Source organism: Thalassolituus sp. LLYu03 (assembly GCF_050507655.1).
GTDB lineage: Bacteria > Pseudomonadota > Gammaproteobacteria > Pseudomonadales > Oceanobacteraceae > Venatoribacter.
Genome location: NZ_CP191496.1, coordinates 3,632,722 through 3,652,613, shown reverse-complemented (window position 1 = coordinate 3,652,613; position 19,892 = coordinate 3,632,722). Strand labels below are relative to the sequence as shown.

Here is a 19,892-nt window from a genome sequence, read left to right as displayed (position 1 = left end):
CCGGAGTTAACCGCCGTTTATGCCCGCCTTGTGCGGGCTTTTTTGTATCCCTTTGTTACTGCTCCGTTTTTTATACCAGCTGGTAGATGCCGCCCTGCCTGTGCCTGAGAAAAATACTGGTTAACCAGTCAACTTTTGACCGGTCCCTCTCAGCACAAAAGGAATGCGTTATGGCTTACGAGCTGAACAAACAATTGATGGTGGCCTTACTGGCCGCCACGCTGGCCGCCTGTGGTGGCGGCAGCGGCGGATCGTCCTCCGACAACACGGGCGGTGATACCTCAGGTGGTGATACGTCCGGCGGTAACAACTCAGGCGGCGATACGTCCGGTGGTAACAACTCTGGCGGCGACACATCGGGTGGTGATACGTCCGGTGGTAACAACTCAGGCGGCGATACATCAGGTGGTGATAACTCAGGCGGCGACACTTCCGGCGGCGACGGCACCGACGAAGAGCCACGTCAGAATCTGGCGATCAGCGCCCAGCCACATGCTGAAGGTGTGGTACTGAACTGGCTAGCGGTCACTGGCGCCACGTCATACACCGTATACATGGATAACTCGGCCATTGATGCGGATTCACCAGCCACAAGCAGACAAAACGTCAGCTGCAGTGCGTCCCCATGCCGTGTCGTCACACCGAACAACGGCCTGCAACATGTGCTGGTTGTGGCAGAAGGCACGGCTTATCAGTCAGATGATCTGGCCGTTGTTGCCGGCGCGATGAACGACACCGGCTACGACAAGTGCTTTGGCACGGTTAATAGCCTTGGCTCCAACAGCGCCGACTGCGCCACCGCTCCGGCAGCCGCCGGTCAGGACGGTGTGAACGGCCGTGATGCCAACACCGCTCTGGTAAAAGTCGGTGCCGGCCCGAAGGGCTTCGATTTCACCAAACTGGACGTCAACGGTAACGAAGTGGCCAACAGTGCAACAGCCTGGCGCTGCGTACGCGACAACGTGACCGGCCGTACCTGGGAAGTTAAACAGACTGACACCACTATCGCGCTGAACGATGACTTCACCGACGACGCCAGCCTGTACGACGGCCGTCGTACGTTTAATTTCGCTGGCGATGCAGCCTATCTGGCTACCGGCCAGGTTGCCGATGTCGCTTTTTCAGGTTCAGTGGATTACCTGATCAATCAGGCCAACAACGACCAGCTGTGTGGTAAGACCGACTGGCGCCTGCCATCGCAGCAGGAAATGCTGAGCATTCTCGATATGAGCGCAGTGGATGTCAGCACCAGCACCTATCCACAGTTGGGGGCGTTCGAGATTAAAAGCACCGAGGCCATCGGCAGCAGTGGCGGCTACGAAACCTTTATCAATTCCGGCTACTTAACCGCCACGCAGGTGCTGGGCAACTCAGACGCAATACACATCATTGATGCGCGCAATAAATACATATCTGCCGCTTTTAAAACCGGTGGTCAGCAATTGGGCACCACAGCAAAAGACAGTTCTTGTATTAAGCCAACCAGCAGCAGCGGCAGCTGTGTTTACGCTGGCCACTTCGCCCGCTTAGTGAGCTATTGAGGATTTCATGATGAACAATGTATTTGCGACTCTGGGCGCCGCCCTGCTGTTGCCCCTGAGCATGGCTGCTCAGGCTGCCAGCACCGAATGTAATAACCCATCGTTGATTGATACCGGCAACGGCACGGTTATTGATCGCAATACCGGCCTGATGTGGGCTCAATGCAGCTATGGCATGGTACGTGAAGTGGACAGCGTCAGCGGCGAAGTGAGCTGTGTCTCCGACCTCGATAGCAATGGCGACCCGGTTGTCTTTGTCATGCGCACCGGTACTGCGTTAACCGATGCTGCAGCGGCCACACCCAGCGGCTACTTCGCCACCGGCGGTCATACCGACTGGCGCGTACCCAACATCAACGAGCTGTGGTCGATTGTTAATGACTGCAGCGGCGTGGGTACCGAAGGCTTTGTAAACCCTGCCTATTTCCCGAACCAGTATTCTGGCTACACGCCAGCCTATGGCTCGTATCCGGATCATTTTGCCACCAGTACACCGGTCGCGACCGGCATCATTGGCAATGACGATATCAACACCGCGATATCCAACATCTGCCTGCAGATGAGCGGTGACAAACCTTTGATGGGGGCCTGCCAGCGCAACGGCTACAACCTGCGTCTGCGCCTGGTGCGCGACGTCACGGTGAATGACTACGCCTCCCTGCCGGCCCGCTGATCACAGTCTGCAACCTTTGCCCGCCTTGTGCGGGCTTTTTTATGCCGGCTCGCCGGCGTTGCCATCTAACGGGTGTTAGATTACTGTTGGCGCCAGACCCGACACGAGCCACAGCGCATGAGTGATACCCGCCAGCAGCTGAAACAGATCGCCACCGAACAGATCCGCCGCCATACCCTGCACGCCGCCAGCTTCCGCGAGATGGGCAAGGTGCTGGGGATAAAAAGCAGCTCGGTGCATTACCACTTCGACAACCGCGACGCCCTGTTGCAGGAGCTGGTGAGCGACTACGAACACGCCTTTTTCGCCCAGCTTGAGGCGCGTTGCGCCGGGGTCAGCAGCCCGCTGCAGCAACTGGCCGGGCTGTTTATCGACAGTCATCAACAGCAGCAGCAGTGTCTGTGTCTGGCCTTTGCCGCCGCCGGTGACGAAACCACAGCAGAACAACGGCAGGCCGTGCAACGGTTTCTGCAGCGGCTGGAAGACTGGGTAGCCGACACGCTGGCGCGGGCGCACCTGCTGCCACTGGCCCGGCCGGAACTGGCGCGCGTCATCGTCAGCTCGCTGGAAGGCGCGCTGCTGCTCGACCGCGACCAGCCACAGCCATTGCGTCTTGAGGCCACCCGCCAGTGGCTGTCGACCCTGACCCGTTTGTAGAAGTGATGATGAGCAGTAATCCGACATTTCAGCCGATCAATATGGACCGCAGCAAAGTGGTGGTGATCCGCCCGGATGATCAGCCCTGGCTGCGCGCGCCACAGGCGCCGGTCGAGCGCCGGCCACTGGAACGGGAAGCGCCCGAGCACGGGCAAACCACCAGTTTCGTACGCTATCTGCCGGGGGCCGTATTTCCCCGTCACCGCCATCCGCTGGGCGAAGAGATTCTCGTGCTGGAAGGCGTGTTCAGCGATGAAACGGGCGACTACCCGGTGGGCAGTTATCTGCGCAATCCACCGGGTTCAGAACACGCGCCCTATTCGGAACAGGGCTGCCTGATTTTCGTAAAGCTCAATCAGTTTGCTGAGAATGATCTGACGCCGGTGCGCATCCGCCCTGAACAACGACAGTGGCGGCCGGGCATCGGTAATCTGAGCGTGTGTCCGCTGCATGAGCATCAGGGCGCCAGTACCGCGCTGGTGCACTGGCCAGCGGGCGAGGTGTTTCAGCCGCACCGCCATTGGGGCGGCGAAGAGATTGTGGTGATCAAAGGCTGCTTCCGCGATGAGCACGGCGATTATCCACAGCACACCTGGCTGCGCAGCCCGCACATGAGCCAGCACCATCCGTTTGTGGATGAAGAAACCCTGATTCTGGTGAAGGTCGGGCACCTTTAACCGCCAGCAGCGCGGCCACAACAGAAGAAAACGCCACAACAGACACAACCGCCGCGCTCAGCGTCAGGAACGGATACAGTTGCGGCCTTCGGCCTTGGCGCGATAGAGCAGTTTGTCTGCCCGGCGCAGGGCATCAGTGGCGTCGGTGTCGGCGTCTTCCACCGCGGAAACACCAATGCTGATGGTCAGCGACAGTCCGGCCGACACCGGGGTGACCTCCACCAGACGGCGGATGCCTTCAGCCAGTTGCTGGGCGGTCTGGGTATCCTGCGTTTGCACCAGCAGAAGAAATTCCTCGCCGCCATAGCGCGCCACCAGATCGGTTTCACGCAGGTTGGTGCGCAGCAGATTGGCCACGTGCATCAGGGCTTTATCGCCCACCGGATGGCCGAAGGTGTCGTTCACCTGCTTGAAGTGATCAACGTCGGCGAGCATCACCGTATAGGGCTGATTGTGGCGGCGGAAACGGGCGAACTCCTGCAACAGGTGTTCGTCGGCCGCCAGACGGTTGGCCAGTCCGGTCAGGGAATCGCGCCGCGCCAGCGACTGCAGTTCGAGATTCAGCTGCACCAGTTCCGAGGTGCGCTCTTCCACCAGATTCTCGAGCTGGTTATTGGTACGCTCCAATTCACGGCGGGCTTCTTCCAGATTGGCTTCCGCCTGCTTGCGCTGGGTGATATCGCGGGTGCTGCCGATCACGCGCAGCGGTGCGCCGTCTTCATCGCGCTCGGCCACGCGGGCACGGTTGCGGATCCAGATGGTGCTGCCATCGTCGCGCACGACCCGGTGCTGGGATTCGTACTCGCCATCGGTTTCCATCGCGTGCGTGAACGACTCGCGCACCCAGGCGCGGTCGTCCGGGTGAATACGGTCGAACAGGAAATTGGCCGACACTTCAAAATACGACGCATCAAACCCGTAGATTTCGGGCAGATGACTGTTGTGTGCGATCAGCAGATTGCGCAGATCCAGTTCCCAGATGCCTTCACCGGACGCCGCCATGGCTTCGATGTAGCGCTTTTCGCGCTCGGCGATTTCGCGGTTGGCGCGTTTCAGCGCGGTCACATCGGTGGCAATCAGCAGCACAGCCGGGATTTTATCCGGGCCGAATAACAGCTGTTTTTTCAGGGTCACGAAATTACTGCGCTCGCGCCGCGATGGGTCGTAGAGGGTTTCATCGACCCGCATCACCCCTTTGGCGGTAAACGCCTGACGGATGGAGTTGCGGGTGAATTCAAGCACCTCGGGCTGGGTGACAAAATCTTCAACGCAGCGGCCGATGATGTCTTCTACAGGGCAATTAAACAGCTCGCCCACCGCCTTGTTGACCAGCAGGTAACGCTCATGCTGATCGACCACCAGCACCATGGACGGCGTGGCGTCGATCAGCTCGCGGATCAGCAACTGCGGACTGGCGCTGCGCTGCCATCCGGCCTGAGCGTCGGAACCGGTCAGACACGCAGGACCGCGCCCGCCGCAGGTGTCGCAGAGAACGTAAGAGCAACCATCTTCGGTTACTGTGCTGAGTCTTGAACCACCGCAGAAGGGGCAGGCGGTCAGTGAGCGGCGATACGGGGAAGGCATAATGCGGTGAATGTCTCCCTGAGACAGAACCTCATCCACGGGCTGTGGTTACCAGACAGGGTAACTACCGTTTTCTGATGTAATTTTAGCGCCGATGAAGGGCCTTCCCCACAAAATTCAGACCTATTCATGACGCCGGCGGTGCTCCGCGGACACTTTGGCCGGATTGAACCCCTGAAACTTGTCTCTGCTTCACCTGTTGGCACAGCAGGGTGACGCCTATGCTGTTGTCATAACGAGAATAACGTACCGCTTTGTGTCATCACGCGGTCAGCAGAGGTGCAACATGACGATTGAACTGCAGAAGGCGAAGGCCATCAGCGCCAGCATTGATATTCCGGGCCGGAAAATGGAATTCGGCTTCGACGTCGACGACATTCCGAAATACTGGTACGCCAACGACGCCTTCCGCTCGACCTTTATGAACGCCCTGTCGTGTCTGTTCCCGGAAGGCGAGCGTATGTTCATGGACGCTGTGCGCGACAATCAGCACAAGATCACCGACCCGCAACTGCAGAAGCAGATCAAAGGCTTTATCAAACAGGAAGCGATTCACGGTCACGAGCACGCGCAATACAACGACTGCCTGAAGAAGTGGGGCTATCCGATTGATGCCATCATGCGCTTCGAGAAAAGAGAAAAAATCTGGATGAAAAAATGGCTGCCGGCGTCCCGTCGTCTGTCCATTACCTGCGCACTGGAACATTTCACCGCCATCATGGCGCACCAGATTCTGACCAATCCGGAAGCCACCGAAGGCATGCACCCGCAGTTCAAACAAATGTGGCGCTGGCACGCGATTGAAGAAACCGAACACAAAGCTGTGGCCTACGACGTGTATCAGGAAGCCGTGGGCAGCTACCGTCTGCGCGTGTTCACCATGCTGGTGATCACCCTGATGTTCTGCCTGCGCACCTCTGCCGTACAGGCGATTTTCCTGTGGAAAGACGGCCAGCTGTTCAACCCGAAAGTGTGGTGGAACGGCTTTAAATTTTACTTCTTCAAACCCGGTCTGGTGCCTACCATCTGGCGCGATTACAAAGATTATTTCCGTCGCGATTTTCATCCGTGGATGCACGACAACCGTGAACTGCTGGGTCAGTGGGAAGCGGAAGAGCAGGCCTACAAAACCGTGTAAACACACGCACCCGGCGGCGCAAGGCCGCCGGGCATTTGCTGTATCTGTCTGATCATTACCCGCCAGAACCTGTCCTCACCGCCGGCTTAGTGCATAATCCGGGGCTTTCCTGATTATCGTTTGCTGAGAAAGTCGTCGTGGCCAAAGCCCCAAGCCCTGCCAACCCAAAGCACAAAAAACTGCTGCTCAAAACCATTCAGCTGCAATTGCCTGGCAAGCCACCGGCAACCTTGCCCGCCGCCGACGCACTGCGTCTGCTGCAGCAGGCTCAGCAGCAGGGCAACCGGCCACTGGCCTTCAGTCTGGCGCAGCAACTGACCCAGCAGCTGCCGGCCCTCGACACGCCCTGGCTGACGCTGTTCGGCGCACTGCACGACATGGCCAATTTTGCGGCGCTGGCACGGGAAAGCGAACGTTGTCTGGCGGCCATTAATAAATTTTTGCCGGCACTGGTCAGTGGTTCGGTCGCTGCCCGCATGCTGCAGAATTATCCTCAGGCGCTGAGCCTGATTGAAAAAGCCGTCGCACTGGAACCGGCCAATGCTCAGGTGGTGAATCATCTGGCCATTACGCTCAAAGAAATGGGTCAGCCGGAAAGGGCGCTGAAAGAATTTAATCGTTGCCTGCGTCTGCAGCCCGACAACATCAGCGCCATCTGGAACCGGGCGGACATGGCTGGTGTTCTGAGCGATGACGAATATCAGCGCGTCGCCTTACTGGCTGATAACGCCCGCTTTAACGCCCATCAGCGCGCCATGCTGCATTACGCACTGAGCATGAGCGATGAAAAAGCCGGCCGCTACCCGGAGCAGTTCAGCCATATCGAACAAGGCGCGGCGTTAAAACGCAGCACGCTGAATTACGCACACGAAAAAGAAATGGCGCAAACGCGGTCGATTGCCGGATTTTTTCCGGCCGCAGAAAAACAAATTCCCGGTACAACCAACTACGACGCTGACACACCCGGCAACCAGCCAGTGCCGATTTTTATCTGCGGGCTGCCACGTTCCGGTACCACGCTGACCGAGCAGATTTTGTCGAACCACCCGCTGGTCATGGCGGGGGATGAAATTAACGACCTGCCCATCGCCACCGCCAAGTTGCTGCAGAAAAAAGGCAATAAAAAAGATTTTCCGCAGTGGGCCAATGACCTGACCGACGCCGACTGGAAAGCCATTGGCGACGACTATCTGAACACGACCCGCTATCTGCAGAATGGCGGATTTTTCACTGACAAAAATCTGAATAATTACAAAGCCATCGGCGTTATCCGCAAGGCATTGCCGCAGGCGAAAATTGTGATTTGTCAGCGCAATGCCATGGACAACTGCTGGGGCTGTTACCGCCAGTTCTTTGTCGATGGCATGGCGTTTACTTACGACCTGAAAGAACTGGCCGACACCTGGAACACCAGTGACCAGCTGATCCGTCACTGGCTGGCCAGTCAGCCCGAAACCGCCGATGTGTTTGTTGTCCGCTACGAAGAACTGGTACAGGCCCCGGACACCGTCATCCGCGCTCTGGTGAATTTCTGTGGCCTGCCCTGGGACGATGCCTGTCTGAATTTCCACACCAATCCACGGCCGGTAAAAACCCTGTCGGCGATGCAGGTACGGCAAAGCATGACCACGTCACGTCTGGAGCAGTGGCGCCGCTATGAAAATCAGCTGGCACCTCTGGCAGACGCACTGGCGACTCAACCGAACGGATAACACTGTTCAGCCAGTGACACGGAAACCCCGTCGCCATCCCACAGTCGAACCCTCAGAATGGCAACGCCCGGATGCACCGGGTGTTGCCGAACCTTCTACCACCATTCACTCCAGGAGTGGCCATGAATAATCAGTGGATCACCATCAGCGAAGAAAACGGTCAGACCTTTAATGGCTATCTGGCGCTGCCGCCGGCCGGCCGCGGCCCGGGCTTAATTCTGATTCAGGAAATCTGGGGCGTTAACGAACATATTCAGGCCGTTGCCGAGCAATACGCCATGGCCGGCTTCGTGGTGCTGGCCCCGGATGTGTACTGGCGTTTCGGCCCGAAAATCGCGCTGAATTACGATACCGAAGGCAACGCCGCGGCATTCGATTATTTAAACCGCATCGACCGTGATCTGGCGGTGCAGGATGTGGTGACCGCCACCACCGCGCTGAAAGCCCTGCCGCAGGTGAGCGGAAAAGTCGGTGTTATGGGTTACTGCATGGGCGGCCAGCTGGCCTTCCGCACCGCTGCCGCAACCACGGTCGATGCGGCTGTGTGTTATTACGGTGGCGGCATTGCCAATTACCTGCACGAAGCCAATCACATTCACGCCCCCATTGCCTTCCATCATGGCCTGCAGGATCACCTGATTCCGCAGGATGCACGTCAGGCGATTGAGCATCATTTTGCCGGACGCAAAAATGCCGTGATTTATGAATACGACGCCGATCACGGCTTTAATTGCTGGGGCCGTACGGCTGTGTATAACCAACCCGCCGCGACCATTGCACAAGGCCGTACGCTGGAATTTTTAGGGCAATTTTTATCTGATTAAGCAGGCGGCGTAAAACCTGCAAAAAACTGCGAAAAATGCACCGTGGACAATACCTTTTGTCCACGGTCTGCCTTCGCCGGTATCTGCGGTAACGTGTTGTCGGCCACTCTCATGTCTTATCGTTAAGCTGCTCCGTCAGCCACTCTTTCAGCAGCGCTGTCACTCGTACTTTCAATCACACCTTGCCGGGTCGCCAGCAACACCAGAGGCAAAGCCAGCAGATAAAGAGCCAGCACCGACAGCCAGACGGCGCCGGGCCAGACCGTCTGTACCCCGCCATAAACCGCCGAGAAAAACAGGGGCGCCAGCACCGACGCCAGACTGACCGCAGACGCCAGTACGCCCTGCAATCGTCCCTGAGCATGTTTGTCGACACTCTGCGTCGCCAATGCCTGCAGCGCCGGCCCTCCGATACTGCCCAGCGCAAACAGTGGCATAATGGCGAACACCATCCACCCCTGCGTACTGAACGCCAGCGCGGTTAAGGCCAGTGACGCACAGCCAATTCCGGTCAGAACGGTAGCGCGATCTCCCAACCGGTCACGGATTCGCCCGGGTAAAAACCCTTGCACCAGCACCTGACACAAACCAAACGCACCGAGCGACAACCCCACCCAAACACCATTCCATTGAAAAGCATCGTGCCCCCACAAGGCCCAGCAAACGCCGTAGGCTTCACCGGTGGCACTGAACAGGAAAAAAAGAACCACCAGAATTTTCACGCCCGGTACGACACGGGCAAACGCAGCGAACGGATTCAGATCGCGCCAGCCCATGCCCGCCGACGGCTGCCTGAGCGTTTCCGGCAACGCCCGCCAGGCGAGAACAAAATTCGCCAGACTCAGCAGTGCCGCCGCCAGAAAAGGCAGGCGCAAGCCGATATCGCCGAGCACCCCGCCCAGTACGGGTCCGAGAATAAATCCTGCACCGAAAAAGGCCTGAAATAAGCCAAAATACCGCGTGCGCTGTGAGGGCGTGCTGACGTCCGTCAGACACGCCGAGGCCACCGACAGATTGGCGCTGGTCAGGCCCGCAATCATCCGCCCGATAATCAAAAAAATCAGACTGTTTGAAAATGCCAACAGGCCGTAATTCACCGCCATGCCAGCCAACGACAGCAGCAGTACAGGCCGGCGGCCATAGCGGTCACTCAAGGCGCCAAGGACGGGGGCAAATAAAAACTGCATCAGCGCGTAAAGAGCCGTTAACAGCCCCATCAGCAGTGCCACATCAGCATCACCCGTCAAGTGCTGCAACAGTGACGGTAAAATCGGAAAAATAAGTCCCAGTCCTGCGGCATCCAGCAGAATGGTCAGAAAAATAATAACGAGCGCTTTATTCATGGTGCGTTCCGGTTAATCAGGGCGGAACGCAGGCGTTCCACCGGGCCCTTTCTGCAATCGCCTCAGGCGGAAAAAAAGGGGGTTGGAAACGCTGACCGGCAGAACGCCGGTGTGTGTGCCGGCCTGAAATGCGGCCGGTTTTTCGCGAGGTGCGCCTTTATACACAGCCGCCGCGGGCAGCTCAACGGTTAAATAGTCACCGTCGTTAAAAATCCGTTGACCTTAACCTTAAGTTTAAGGATAGAGTCGGTGCGTCGAATCCTCACCTGATGCCTTCTGATACGCGGAGCAATGACATGACCAATAACAATAATTCCCCAAGCCCATTTAAGTGGATGATTTACGGCGCCAACGGCTATACCGGCGAGCTGATTGCACGCGAGGCGGTAAAACGCGGGCTCAAACCCATTCTGGCCGGACGCAGTCTGGATAAAGTGCAGAAGCTGGCGCAGGAACTGGGCACCGAAGCGGTTGCCTTTCCACTGGATAACGTCGCCGACGCCGCCAATAACATTCGCGGCTGCCAGCTGCTGCTGAACTGCGCCGGCCCGTTTTCGGCCACCGCCGAACCTATGATGAATACCTGCCTGCAGGCCAAAGCGCATTACCTCGATATCACGGGGGAAATTGCGGTGTTTGAACTGGCGCAGTCACTGAAACAACAGGCCGAAACAGCGGGCATCGTGATTTGTCCGGGCGTCGGTTTTGATGTGATTCCGACCGACTGCGTCGCCGCCGCGTTAAAAGAAGCGCTGCCGGATGCCACGCATCTGACGCTCGGCTTCGACTCCCGTTCCGGCTTTTCACCGGGTACCGCCAAGACATCGGTCGAAGGTCTGGCGCAGGGCGGAAAAATCCGCCGCAACGGCAAGATTGTGTCGGTGCCTCTGGCCTATCAGGTTCGTCGTATTGATTTTGGTGACGGCGAAAAGCTGGCGATGAGCATTCCCTGGGGCGATGTGTCGACCGCGTTTCACACCACCGGCATTCCCAATATCGAGGTCTTTATTCCGGGTTCACCGGGCATGATTGCCGGCGCCAAACGCGCTAATTATTTCCGCCGTCTGCTCGGCATCCGCTGGGTACAGAATCTGGTGAAAGCCCGTATCGAAAAATCGGTAAAAGGGCCTTCCGAAAGCAAACGCGCGGTCATGCCAACCCATGTCTGGGGTGAAGTCACCAACGCCCGTGGCGAGCGTAAAACGGCGCGCATCCTTACCGCCAATGGCTACAGCCTGACCATCACAGGGTCGCTGGCGGTGGTGGATTTTCTGCAGAATAACGCCGTGAAAGGCGGGGCCTATACACCGGCCAGATTGGTTGGCCCGCAACTGGTGAGCCAGTTGCCGGAATCCGGCGCAATGACAATCAGCTGACGCCGGTCTGAGTTCAGCCAAAGCAGGGCATCAGGCCGTTGTGAACCGGGAGGTTCCAACGGCCTGTTTATTTGCCCGCGATGATTACTTACCGATGCAGAAGCTGCCGAAAATTTCGCCGAGCAGATCGTCGGCGCTGAATGCGCCGGTGATTTCATTGAGGGATTTCTGTGCCATGCGCAGATCTTCCGCCAGCAGTTCACCCGCGCCCATGCCTTCGAGTTGCAGACGGCCGTTATCCAGTGCCTCCTGCGCGCGGTTGAGGGCGTCGATATGACGGCGGCGGGCAAGGAAGCCACCTTCGGCTGCGGCTTCAAAGCCCATGATCTGTTTCAGATGCTCACGCAGCACATCCACACCGGCATTTTGCTTGGCCGACAGGGTGACGGTCGGAAAGCCAGCGCGCTCGTCCAGACCAATAACCTCTGTGGATAAGTCCGCTTTGTTGCGGATAACCGTCACACGGCCGCTGTTGAGCAGGTCGGTGGCCTGTTGTTTCAGGCCGCGTTCGTCGTACAGGGCGTGCAGTAATTTTTCCGGATCGGTTTCTTCCACAGCGGCTTTGCTGGAATCGATCATCAGCAGCACACGGTCGGCTTTGCTGATTTCGTCCCACGCGCGCTGAATACCAATGCGCTCGACTTCGTCCGGGGCGTCGCGCAGACCGGCAGTATCAATGATGTGCAGCGGCATGCCGTCGATGTGGATATGTTCTTTCAGCACGTCGCGCGTGGTGCCGGCGATGTCAGTAACAATCGCCCGTTCCTGACCGGCCAGGGCGTTCAGCAGCGAGGACTTACCCGCGTTCGGGCGGCCGGCAATCACAACGTTCATACCTTCACGCAGCAAAGCGCCCTGATTGGCTTCGCGCAGCACGCCTTTCAGTTCGTTATCCACAGCCTGCAGCATGGCGGCCACTTTGCCGTCGGACAGAAAGTCGATTTCTTCTTCCGGAAAATCGATGGCGGCTTCGACGTACATGCGCAGCTGGATCAGCTGATCGAGCAGGCTGTGCACACGCTTGGAGAATTCACCCTGCAGCGAGCGCAACGCACAGCGGGCGGCCTGCTCCGACGCAGAGTCAATCAGGTCGGCGATGGCCTCGGCCTGCGCCAGATCCATTTTGTCGTTCAGAAACGCACGCTCAGAAAACTCGCCCGGACGCGCCAGACGGCAGCCCAGTGCCACCACCTCCTTCAACAGCAGATCAAGCACCACAGGACCGCCATGGCCCTGCAGTTCCACGACGTCTTCGCCGGTAAAGGAATGCGGGTTGGGGAAAAACAGGGTCAGACCTTCATCCAGCACGCTTCCATCACGGGCCGTGAACGCGCCGTAATGGGCGTAACGCGGTTTGGGTTCAAGACCACTGACGGCACGGGCGATCTCCAGCGCTTTCGGTCCGGACACGCGGATAATACCGACGCCGCCGCGGCCGGGGGCAGTGGCAATAGCAGCGATGGTGTCCTGATGAAGCGCCTGAGTCATGGCTGAAGTCCGCGGTGAGAAAACGCGCAATTGTACAGGAAGGGCAGGACGGGCGGAATTTCGGGGGGCAGAAACGAAACCGGCGCCATCAGGCGCCGGTTGGGAGAAATCAGGCAGACTTCTCGATCGATTTGGTAATCACATACTGCTGAGTAATCGACAGGATGTTGTTGGTTACCCAGTACAGTACCAGACCGGCCGGGAACCACAGGAAGAACACGGTGAAGATGATCGGCATGAACTGCATCACGCGCGCCTGCATCGGATCCGGTGGGGTCGGGTTCAGCTTCATCTGCAGGAACATGGACGCACCCATGATCAGCGGCAGCACGAAGTATGGATCCATCACGGACATGTCGTGAATCCACAGGAAGAACGGCGCCTGACGCAGTTCAACGGACTCCATCAGTACCCAGTACAGAGAGATGAACACTGGCATCTGTACCAGAATCGGCAGACAGCCACCCAGCGGGTTGATCTTCTCTTTCTTGTACAGGGCCATCATTTCCTGGCCGAGTTTCTCGCGGTTATCGCCGTATTTCTCTTTGATTTCCGCCATCTTAGGCGCCACTTTGCGCATGTTCGCCATCGAGCGGTAGCTGGCTGCGGACAGCTTGAAGAAGATCGCCTTCACCAGCACGGTCAGCAGGATGATCGCCACACCCCAGTTACCGACCAGAGCGTGAATGTGTTCCAGCAGCCAGAACAGTGGCTGGGCAATCCACCACAGCCAGCCGTAGTCGACGGTCAGGTTCAGGTTGTCAGCGATTTTCGCCAGGCTGTCCTGATCTTTCGGACCAACGTACAGGCTTGCGCCCACTTCTTTGGTTTCACCGGCCGCCACCACGGTTGGTGCATCGTAGAAACCGAAGATGTAGTTACCTTTTACCGCACGGCCATTGTAGGTGTGCTCAACGTCTTTGGCCGGCACCCAAGCAGACAGGAAGTAGTGCTGCAGAATGGCTGCCCAGCCGCCGTTTTCCACCGCTTTGAACGAGCCTTCTTCCAGATCGCTGAAGGTCACTTTCTTGTAGCGGTTTTCTTTGGTGGTCAGCGCCGCACCCAGATAGGCCGACATGCCCATGCTGGAGGTTTTGGATGGATCCGCAGAACCGTCACGCTTCAGCTGAGCGTAAAACACACCCTGCCAGGCTTCAGCCGACTGGTTGGTGATGCGGAAATTCACGTCCATCAGGTAATCACCACGACGGAAGGTGAAGACTTTTTCCACCAGGGCTTTGTCGGTACGGGTGGTCAGCACCACCTGCAGTTCGTTCTGATCATCCGCCAGTGAGTAAGCGGTTGCTTCGCTGCTGTACAGCGCAGTGCCTTTGGCATCCGGACCGTCAGCACCCAGCAGACCACTCTGTGCCACGTACAGGCGACGCTCGTTGCGCTCCAGTACAGTGAACGGAATGTCTTTGTGATCGACAGAGGTCGGGTACTGCGGCAGGCGCACCTCAACCACTTCACCACCGCGTGGATCGATGACCACGTTCAGAACGTCGGTGGACACACGGATCAGTTCACCGGTGGCCTGAACCACGGGTTCTGCTGCGCGGCCTTCAATCTGCGGGGCATCCGCAGCATGAGCGGCTTCATCCGCTGTGGTGTCCGGCAGATCCGGGCTGATCACAGAAGATTCAGTGACAGGTACTGCGTCTTGCGGCTTCACACCGTAATCGCCATTCCACGCAAGAATGAGGAGATACGAAGTAATGGCCAAGCCAATAAAAATGACCGTGCGGCGGATATCCATGTTTAGGGTTTCCGTTGACAACAATGGGAGGAATGGTTGGGTAAATCAGGTACCGGATCCAGGCCATGGGAACCCCACGGATGACACCGGAGCAGACGCCGGACAGCCAGATACCCTCCGCGCAACGCACCGTAGCGGCGGATGGCTTCATCTGCGTAGGCAGAACAGGTAGGGAAATAGCGACAGCGGCTGGGAATAAGAGGACTGATTGCGTAGCGATAGACAGAAACGAGCGCCAACAACCCTTTAGCGCCGGGACTGGCGGCTTTTGTTGCGGTTGCCGGTTGGTTTTCTGTCATTAGAAGGGCGCTTCAATCTGAACCAAAGGCCGTCAATCATCTCACGAATTTGCTGGTTGTCCAGTTCAGCGAGACCAGAACGGGCAAGGATCACGAAGTCGACTGCCGCCATCTTCGACTGATGATGGCGGAACGATTCGCGGATCACACGTTTGACGCGATTGCGGTCAACTGCCCGTTTGATCTGCTTTTTAGCCAGCACGAAACCGAGTCTGGCCTGGTCCTGCTCATTCGACGTCGCCAGCACCAGAAGGTGTGGCGAACTGCTGCGCAGTTCCGTGTTGTCAAAAACGCGTTTGAACTCTGCAGGCTTTAACAAGCGGACGCAGCGGGGAAACGCAGTCTCTGACATCGGAAAAGAAATGCAGCGTCAGATGATCAGTTAAACAGTCAGGCTGTGACGGCCTTTAGCACGGCGACGGGACAGAACCTGACGGCCGTTTTTGGTAGCCATACGGGCACGGAAACCGTGAGTACGCTTACGCTTCAGTACGCTTGGTTGGAAAGTACGTTTCATAACTCGGTCACCCAGTTAAGTGTTAGAGGGCAAATTTTAAGGCCGGCGATTGTATGAGAAACCACCAGTAATAGCAACGCTGATTTGAATCTCTGTGCCGATGAGTTGTTCAGGCTCTGGTTCACCTGGGTTAAACCATTCTTTTTGAATATGTTTTGATGATGGGAAAGGAAGGAGAAAGTTCGTTATTTTTATTTCTTAGTAACGCCTTGTCCTGTGGAAAACTCAAACGGCGCCAGATTTCATAGGCCTTACAGGATTTCATAACCTTCTTGATGGCGGCTTAGGAACTTCTGTGGGAGCCGTCAGTAAGTGGCGGATGAAATGTGAATGAAACGGGCGTTTTAAGTAGACGCTTGCTTGTCCACAATTCTGTCCTGAAGAAACCCGATAGGTTATCCACAAACTTGTTCGGTAACATGGGCAAGATTCGTACTGTGGATAAGGCAGATTCTGTGGATAACCTGACGCCCCTCAGTTAGAATGTGCGGCTCGCTAAAACTCGACAATGGATAATCTGAAGTGGCACTGACAGCTCTGTGGCAAGACTGCCTGGGACAACTGCAGCACGAACTCCCTTCTCAGCAGTACATCACATGGATCCGGCCGTTGGTCATGTCCGATGATAATGGTCAGCTGGTTCTGAGCGCTCCCAACCGCTTCATTAAAGATTGGGTGAAAGATAAGTACCTGCAGCGCATTCAGGAGATTCTGAGTGAGCTGAACGGTGGCCGTATCACCCGTGTCGAACTGGCGGTGGGCGATGCTCAGCCTGTGTTCCGTTCGGCGGAAGCCCCGCGTCCACAGAATCCTCTGCCGCAGTCCCAGCCAGCGGCTGAAAGCTTCACCTTTGCCGCGCCGCGTCAGTCGGCTGACGACCACAGCAGTCTCGATGGCTTTGCAGATGCCTCCTTTATGTCGGCGGATTCCGGCAGCGGCTACACGCCATCGTTTGCCGAAGTGATCGAAAACACACCGCCGCCTGCCCCTGTGGTGCAGGTCGCCAAACCAAAGCGCGAGGTTCAGGTAGAAGGTGGTCTGCAGCACCAGAGTTTCCTGAACCCGACCTTTACCTTTAAAACCTTTGTTGAAGGTAAGTCGAACCAACTGGCTCATGCGGCTGCCCGTCAGGTGGCGGAAAATGCCGGTGGTTCTTATAACCCACTGTTTATTTACGGTGGTGTGGGTCTGGGTAAAACGCACTTAATGCACGCTGTGGGTAATTATCTGCAGAGCAAAAATCCGAACGCCAAAGTGCTGTACGTGCACTCTGAGCGGTTTGTGCAGGACATGGTAAAAGCACTGCAGCTGAACGCCATTAACGAATTCAAACGCTTTTACCGCGGGCTGGATGCGTTGCTGATCGACGACATTCAGTTTTTCGCCAATAAAGAACGTTCGCAGGAAGAATTTTTCCACACCTTTAATGCCCTGCTTGAAGGTGGTCAGCAAATGATCCTGACCTGTGACCGTTATCCGAAAGAAATTAACGGCCTGGAAGAACGACTGAAAAGCCGTTTTGGCTGGGGTCTGACGGTTGCCGTTGAGCCGCCGGAACTGGAAACCCGCGTTGCCATTCTGATGAAAAAGGCTGAGCAATCGGGCATGAATCTGCCAGACGATGCCGCCTTTTTTATTGCCCAGAAAATCCGCTCGAATGTGCGTGAGCTTGAGGGCGCATTAAAACGCGTGATCGCCAACGCGCATTTTACCGGCAGCGAAATCACGCTTCCTTTTATTAAGGAAACATTAAAAGACTTACTGGCACTGCAGGATAAGCAGGTCAGCATCGACAATATTCAGCGAATCGTGGCTGAGTATTACAAAATCAAGATGGCTGATTTATTATCTAAGCGCCGCACCCGCTCGATTGCCCGCCCGCGTCAGGTGGCCATGGCACTGAGCAAAGAACTGACTAATCACAGCTTGCCGGAAATCGGTGACGCCTTTGGCGGACGTGACCATACGACAGTTTTGCATGCGTGCCGCAAGATTAAAGAACTACAGGAATCCAGCGCAGACGTTCGTGAAGACTACAAGAACCTGCTGCGCTCTCTGACAACCTAGACCTGAGTGGAGAACCATGAAATTCGTAATCTCTAGGGAAGCCCTGCTTCGTCCTCTGCAGTTAGTGGCTGGCGTGGTAGAAAAACGCCAGACTCTGCCGGTGCTGTCGAACGTACTGCTGGAGGTTCAGGGTCAACAGTTGTCACTGACGGGTACCGATCTCGAAGTTGAACTGGTCGGCCGTGTCACTCTGGATGAAGTGGGTCAGGAAGGTGAAATCACCGTTCCGGCCAAAAAACTGATGGATATCTGCCGGTCGCTGCCAGACGGTTCCCAGATTGAAATTGAACAGGAAGAGGCGCGCGTTAACGTGCGCTCCGGTCGTTCACGTTTCACACTGTCGACCTTGCCTGCCACCGAATTCCCGAACGTAGAGAGCATTGCCGGCGAAAAAACCTTCGCGCTGGCTCAGGGTGCTCTGCGTCGTGTGATCGACCGTACCAGCTTCGCCATGGCGCAGCAGGACGTTCGTTACTACCTGAACGGTATGCTGTTTGAAGTGGGTCCGAATGGCCTGCGCACGGTATCAACCGACGGCCATCGTCTGGCGACCTGCCATGTTGCGATTTCAGGCCCAGATACCGCCCAGCAGATCATTCTGCCGCGTAAAGGCGTGCTGGAGCTGGCCAAGCTGCTGTCTGATCCGGAAGCCTCCGTCAGCCTGTCGCTGAGCACCAATCACCTGCGTGCGCATACCGAAGCCTTTACCTTCACCTCCAAACTGGTGGACGGTAAATTCCCGGACTATAACCGCGTCATTCCGAAAAACGGCAGCAACGTATTACTGGCTGACCGTACTGAACTGCGTCAGGTATTCAACCGTACCGCGATTCTGTCGAACGAAAAGTACCGTGGCGTGCGCCTGGTGCTGGAACAGGATCTGCTGAAGGTGTTTGCCAATAACCCTGAGCAGGAAGAAGCGGAAGAGTCTGTGGGTGTGGATTACAAAGGTGATTCACTGGAAATGGGCTTCAACGTGTCGTATCTGCAGGACGTCATGAGCGTTCTGGACACTCAACTGGTGAAAATGACCCTTTCTGACCCGAACAGCAGTGCACTGCTGGAAGAGCCGGAAGGCGGCGACGCCATGTACGTGGTTATGCCGATGCGCCTGTAACGGGCGCCTTCAGAGCGAATCCTTCCTATGCCAATCCGGCACCTCAGTATCAGCGGCGTGCGTAACCTGCAGCCGCTGGAACTCTCTCTCCACTCCGGTGTGAATTTCATTTACGGCGCTAATGGCTCCGGTAAAACCAGCATTCTCGAAGCCATCGTGCTGATTGCGGCCGGCAAGTCGTTCCGTACGTCGCAGCTGAAACATGTGCTCAATCATGACGCTGACCGCATCGAAATCCGCATGACAGTGGAAGACGAAGAGCTGGGCGAATGCACCTTTGACAGTCTGCGTCTGAAATCCGGTGATCAGCTGCTGAAGCTGAACGACTCCGTGCTGACCTCTCAGGCCGAGGCTTCCCACTGGTTGCCTGTGCAGATCATTGATCCGACCACCTTCAAGCTGTTGTCGGGTTCGCCGGAAGAGCGTCGGCAGTTCATCGACTGGGGTGTGTTCCACGTGGAACAAAACTTCATGGATCAGTGGCGCACCTTCCGCAAACAGCTGAAACAACGCAACGCGGTACTGAAGCAGAAGGAAGAGGAATGGCTGCCGGTCTGGAACAAAGGCTTTGTCGAAAGCGCGCAGGTGATCGATGAGCAGCGCCGCGCCTACCTCAAACGCTTTAAGCCGGAATTCGAACGTATCCTGAAGGCGCTCGATCCTGACGTGGACGTCACTCTGGCCTATTACCCGGGCTGGGACAAAGATTCTGAGTTGTCAGACGTTCTGGCAAAGCAGCAGGAGCGCGATATGGTGCTGGGCTATACCCAGGCCGGCCCTCATCGTGCGGAGCTGCGTATCAAGGTGGATAAGCAGCCTGCGGCCGAGATTCTCAGTCGTGGACAGCAGAAAACCGTGGTGGCTGCGCTCAAAATTGCGCAGGGTGCCATGTTCCAGCAGGAGACCGGGCGACGGACCATTTATCTGGTCGACGATCTGGCCTCAGAACTCGACGAAAAGCACCGTTTTGCTTTATGCAAACTGCTGGAAGATTTAAAATGTCAGGTCTTTATCACGAGCATCGACAAAGAAAAACTGACCGACATCTGGCAGCCGGTTGCCAGCAAAGTGTTCCACGTGGAACAGGGACAGGTCAGTGAAGATTCCCGCTGAATACAGC

The 19,892-nt window shown here is 56.8% G+C and carries 18 protein-coding genes; 11 read left to right on the top strand and 7 right to left on the bottom strand.

The features are described from left to right. Positions 1–170 precede the first annotated feature (170 nt). From ACQUQU_RS16280 to ACQUQU_RS16265, 4 genes are all read left to right on the top strand, one after another. Positions 171–1,541: a DUF1566 domain-containing protein gene (locus tag ACQUQU_RS16280; RefSeq protein WP_430460761.1), complete on the top strand. Its 1,371-nt coding sequence runs from the start codon at positions 171–173 to the stop codon at positions 1,539–1,541. A gap of 10 nt (positions 1,542–1,551) precedes the next feature. Then, positions 1,552–2,214: a DUF1566 domain-containing protein gene (locus tag ACQUQU_RS16275; protein ID WP_430460760.1), complete on the top strand. Its 663-nt coding sequence runs from the start codon at positions 1,552–1,554 to the stop codon at positions 2,212–2,214. A gap of 117 nt (positions 2,215–2,331) precedes the next feature. After that, a complete protein-coding gene (locus tag ACQUQU_RS16270; protein ID WP_430460759.1) occupies positions 2,332–2,871 on the top strand; it encodes a TetR/AcrR family transcriptional regulator in 540 nt (179 codons plus the stop codon). Beyond that, positions 2,844–3,548 (top strand): cupin domain-containing protein, encoded by a 705-nt coding sequence (locus ACQUQU_RS16265; protein WP_430460758.1) that lies wholly within the window; start codon positions 2,844–2,846, stop codon positions 3,546–3,548. Before ACQUQU_RS16270 ends, ACQUQU_RS16265 begins: the two co-directional genes overlap by 28 nt. A 63-nt stretch (positions 3,549–3,611) precedes the next feature. Here ACQUQU_RS16265 and ACQUQU_RS16260 read toward each other — a convergent pair whose 3' ends face one another. Then, positions 3,612–5,171: a diguanylate cyclase gene (locus ACQUQU_RS16260; protein ID WP_430460757.1), complete on the bottom strand. Its 1,560-nt coding sequence runs from the start codon at positions 5,169–5,171 to the stop codon at positions 3,612–3,614. A gap of 247 nt (positions 5,172–5,418) precedes the next feature. Here ACQUQU_RS16260 and ACQUQU_RS16255 point away from each other — a divergent pair, with 247 nt between their 5' ends. The 3 genes from ACQUQU_RS16255 to ACQUQU_RS16245 all read left to right on the top strand — a co-directional run bounded on the left by ACQUQU_RS16255 (position 5,419) and on the right by ACQUQU_RS16245 (position 8,806). Beyond that, positions 5,419–6,270 carry a metal-dependent hydrolase gene (locus ACQUQU_RS16255; RefSeq protein WP_430460756.1) on the top strand — a complete coding sequence of 284 codons (852 nt, stop codon included), beginning with the start codon at positions 5,419–5,421 and terminating at the stop codon, positions 6,268–6,270. A 137-nt stretch (positions 6,271–6,407) separates the two neighbouring features. Continuing rightward, the gene (locus ACQUQU_RS16250) at positions 6,408–7,982 is read left to right on the top strand and encodes a sulfotransferase (protein ID WP_430460755.1); all 1,575 of its coding nucleotides are present in this window, start codon (positions 6,408–6,410) and stop codon (positions 7,980–7,982) included. 122 nt (positions 7,983–8,104) lie between these two features. Next, on the top strand, positions 8,105–8,806 hold the full coding sequence (locus tag ACQUQU_RS16245) for a dienelactone hydrolase family protein (RefSeq protein ID WP_430460754.1): 702 nt from the start codon (positions 8,105–8,107) through the stop codon (positions 8,804–8,806). 122 nt (positions 8,807–8,928) lie between these two features. Here the strand turns inward: ACQUQU_RS16245 and ACQUQU_RS16240 are convergent, their stop codons facing one another. After that, positions 8,929–10,149 carry a TCR/Tet family MFS transporter gene (locus tag ACQUQU_RS16240; RefSeq protein WP_430460753.1) on the bottom strand — a complete coding sequence of 407 codons (1,221 nt, stop codon included), beginning with the start codon at positions 10,147–10,149 and terminating at the stop codon, positions 8,929–8,931. A gap of 296 nt (positions 10,150–10,445) precedes the next feature. Between ACQUQU_RS16240 and ACQUQU_RS16235 the strand changes: the two genes are divergently transcribed. Next, positions 10,446–11,525, top strand: a complete 1,080-nt coding sequence (locus ACQUQU_RS16235; protein ID WP_430460752.1) for a saccharopine dehydrogenase family protein — start codon at positions 10,446–10,448, stop codon at positions 11,523–11,525. A gap of 84 nt (positions 11,526–11,609) precedes the next feature. Here the strand turns inward: ACQUQU_RS16235 and mnmE are convergent, their stop codons facing one another. From mnmE to rpmH, 5 genes are all read right to left on the bottom strand, one after another. Beyond that, complete coding sequence (mnmE, locus tag ACQUQU_RS16230) at positions 11,610–13,013, bottom strand: tRNA uridine-5-carboxymethylaminomethyl(34) synthesis GTPase MnmE (protein WP_430460751.1); 1,404 nt, start codon at positions 13,011–13,013, stop codon at positions 11,610–11,612. Positions 13,014–13,122: 109 nt separating this feature from the next. Continuing rightward, positions 13,123–14,772, bottom strand: coding sequence for a membrane protein insertase YidC (yidC, locus tag ACQUQU_RS16225; RefSeq protein WP_430460750.1), 1,650 nt, complete (start codon positions 14,770–14,772; stop codon positions 13,123–13,125). 2 nt (positions 14,773–14,774) lie between these two features. Next, entirely contained in the window at positions 14,775–15,071 is a 297-nt protein-coding gene (yidD, locus tag ACQUQU_RS16220; protein WP_430460749.1) for a membrane protein insertion efficiency factor YidD, read from the bottom strand. After that, positions 15,019–15,390: a ribonuclease P protein component gene (gene rnpA / locus ACQUQU_RS16215; protein ID WP_430460748.1), complete on the bottom strand. Its 372-nt coding sequence runs from the start codon at positions 15,388–15,390 to the stop codon at positions 15,019–15,021. Before rnpA ends, yidD begins: the two co-directional genes overlap by 53 nt. Before the next feature lie 63 nt (positions 15,391–15,453). After that, on the bottom strand, positions 15,454–15,588 hold the full coding sequence (gene rpmH, locus ACQUQU_RS16210) for a 50S ribosomal protein L34 (RefSeq protein ID WP_430460747.1): 135 nt from the start codon (positions 15,586–15,588) through the stop codon (positions 15,454–15,456). Between the two features lie 522 nt (positions 15,589–16,110). Here rpmH and dnaA point away from each other — a divergent pair. The 3 genes from dnaA to recF are packed head-to-tail and all read left to right on the top strand — an operon-like array spanning position 16,111 to position 19,885. Beyond that, positions 16,111–17,655 (top strand): chromosomal replication initiator protein DnaA, encoded by a 1,545-nt coding sequence (gene dnaA, locus ACQUQU_RS16205; protein WP_430460746.1) that lies wholly within the window; start codon positions 16,111–16,113, stop codon positions 17,653–17,655. Between the two features lie 16 nt (positions 17,656–17,671). Then, a complete protein-coding gene (gene dnaN / locus ACQUQU_RS16200) occupies positions 17,672–18,772 on the top strand; it encodes a DNA polymerase III subunit beta (protein ID WP_430460745.1) in 1,101 nt (366 codons plus the stop codon). Positions 18,773–18,799: 27 nt separating this feature from the next. Further along, positions 18,800–19,885 carry a DNA replication/repair protein RecF gene (recF, locus tag ACQUQU_RS16195; protein ID WP_430460744.1) on the top strand — a complete coding sequence of 362 codons (1,086 nt, stop codon included), beginning with the start codon at positions 18,800–18,802 and terminating at the stop codon, positions 19,883–19,885. The last annotated feature ends 7 nt before the right edge of the window (positions 19,886–19,892 follow it).

What these genes read in the sequence shown, in the direction of transcription:
- ACQUQU_RS16280 (WP_430460761.1), top strand. Translation starts at nt 171, where the DNA reads ATGGCTTACGAGCTGAACAAACAATTGATGGTGGCCTTACTGGCCGCC.
- ACQUQU_RS16275 (WP_430460760.1), top strand. Translation starts at nt 1,552, where the DNA reads ATGAACAATGTATTTGCGACTCTGGGCGCCGCCCTGCTGTTGCCCCTG.
- ACQUQU_RS16270 (WP_430460759.1), top strand. Translation starts at nt 2,332, where the DNA reads ATGAGTGATACCCGCCAGCAGCTGAAACAGATCGCCACCGAACAGATC.
- ACQUQU_RS16255 (WP_430460756.1), top strand. Translation starts at nt 5,419, where the DNA reads ATGACGATTGAACTGCAGAAGGCGAAGGCCATCAGCGCCAGCATTGAT.
- ACQUQU_RS16245 (WP_430460754.1), top strand. Translation starts at nt 8,105, where the DNA reads ATGAATAATCAGTGGATCACCATCAGCGAAGAAAACGGTCAGACCTTT.
- ACQUQU_RS16240 (WP_430460753.1), bottom strand. Translation starts at nt 10,149, where the DNA reads ATGAATAAAGCGCTCGTTATTATTTTTCTGACCATTCTGCTGGATGCC.
- ACQUQU_RS16235 (WP_430460752.1), top strand. Translation starts at nt 10,446, where the DNA reads ATGACCAATAACAATAATTCCCCAAGCCCATTTAAGTGGATGATTTAC.
- mnmE (WP_430460751.1), bottom strand. Translation starts at nt 13,013, where the DNA reads ATGACTCAGGCGCTTCATCAGGACACCATCGCTGCTATTGCCACTGCC.
- yidC (WP_430460750.1), bottom strand. Translation starts at nt 14,772, where the DNA reads ATGGATATCCGCCGCACGGTCATTTTTATTGGCTTGGCCATTACTTCG.
- yidD (WP_430460749.1), bottom strand. Translation starts at nt 15,071, where the DNA reads ATGACAGAAAACCAACCGGCAACCGCAACAAAAGCCGCCAGTCCCGGC.
- rpmH (WP_430460747.1), bottom strand. Translation starts at nt 15,588, where the DNA reads ATGAAACGTACTTTCCAACCAAGCGTACTGAAGCGTAAGCGTACTCAC.
- dnaN (WP_430460745.1), top strand. Translation starts at nt 17,672, where the DNA reads ATGAAATTCGTAATCTCTAGGGAAGCCCTGCTTCGTCCTCTGCAGTTA.
- recF (WP_430460744.1), top strand. Translation starts at nt 18,800, where the DNA reads ATGCCAATCCGGCACCTCAGTATCAGCGGCGTGCGTAACCTGCAGCCG.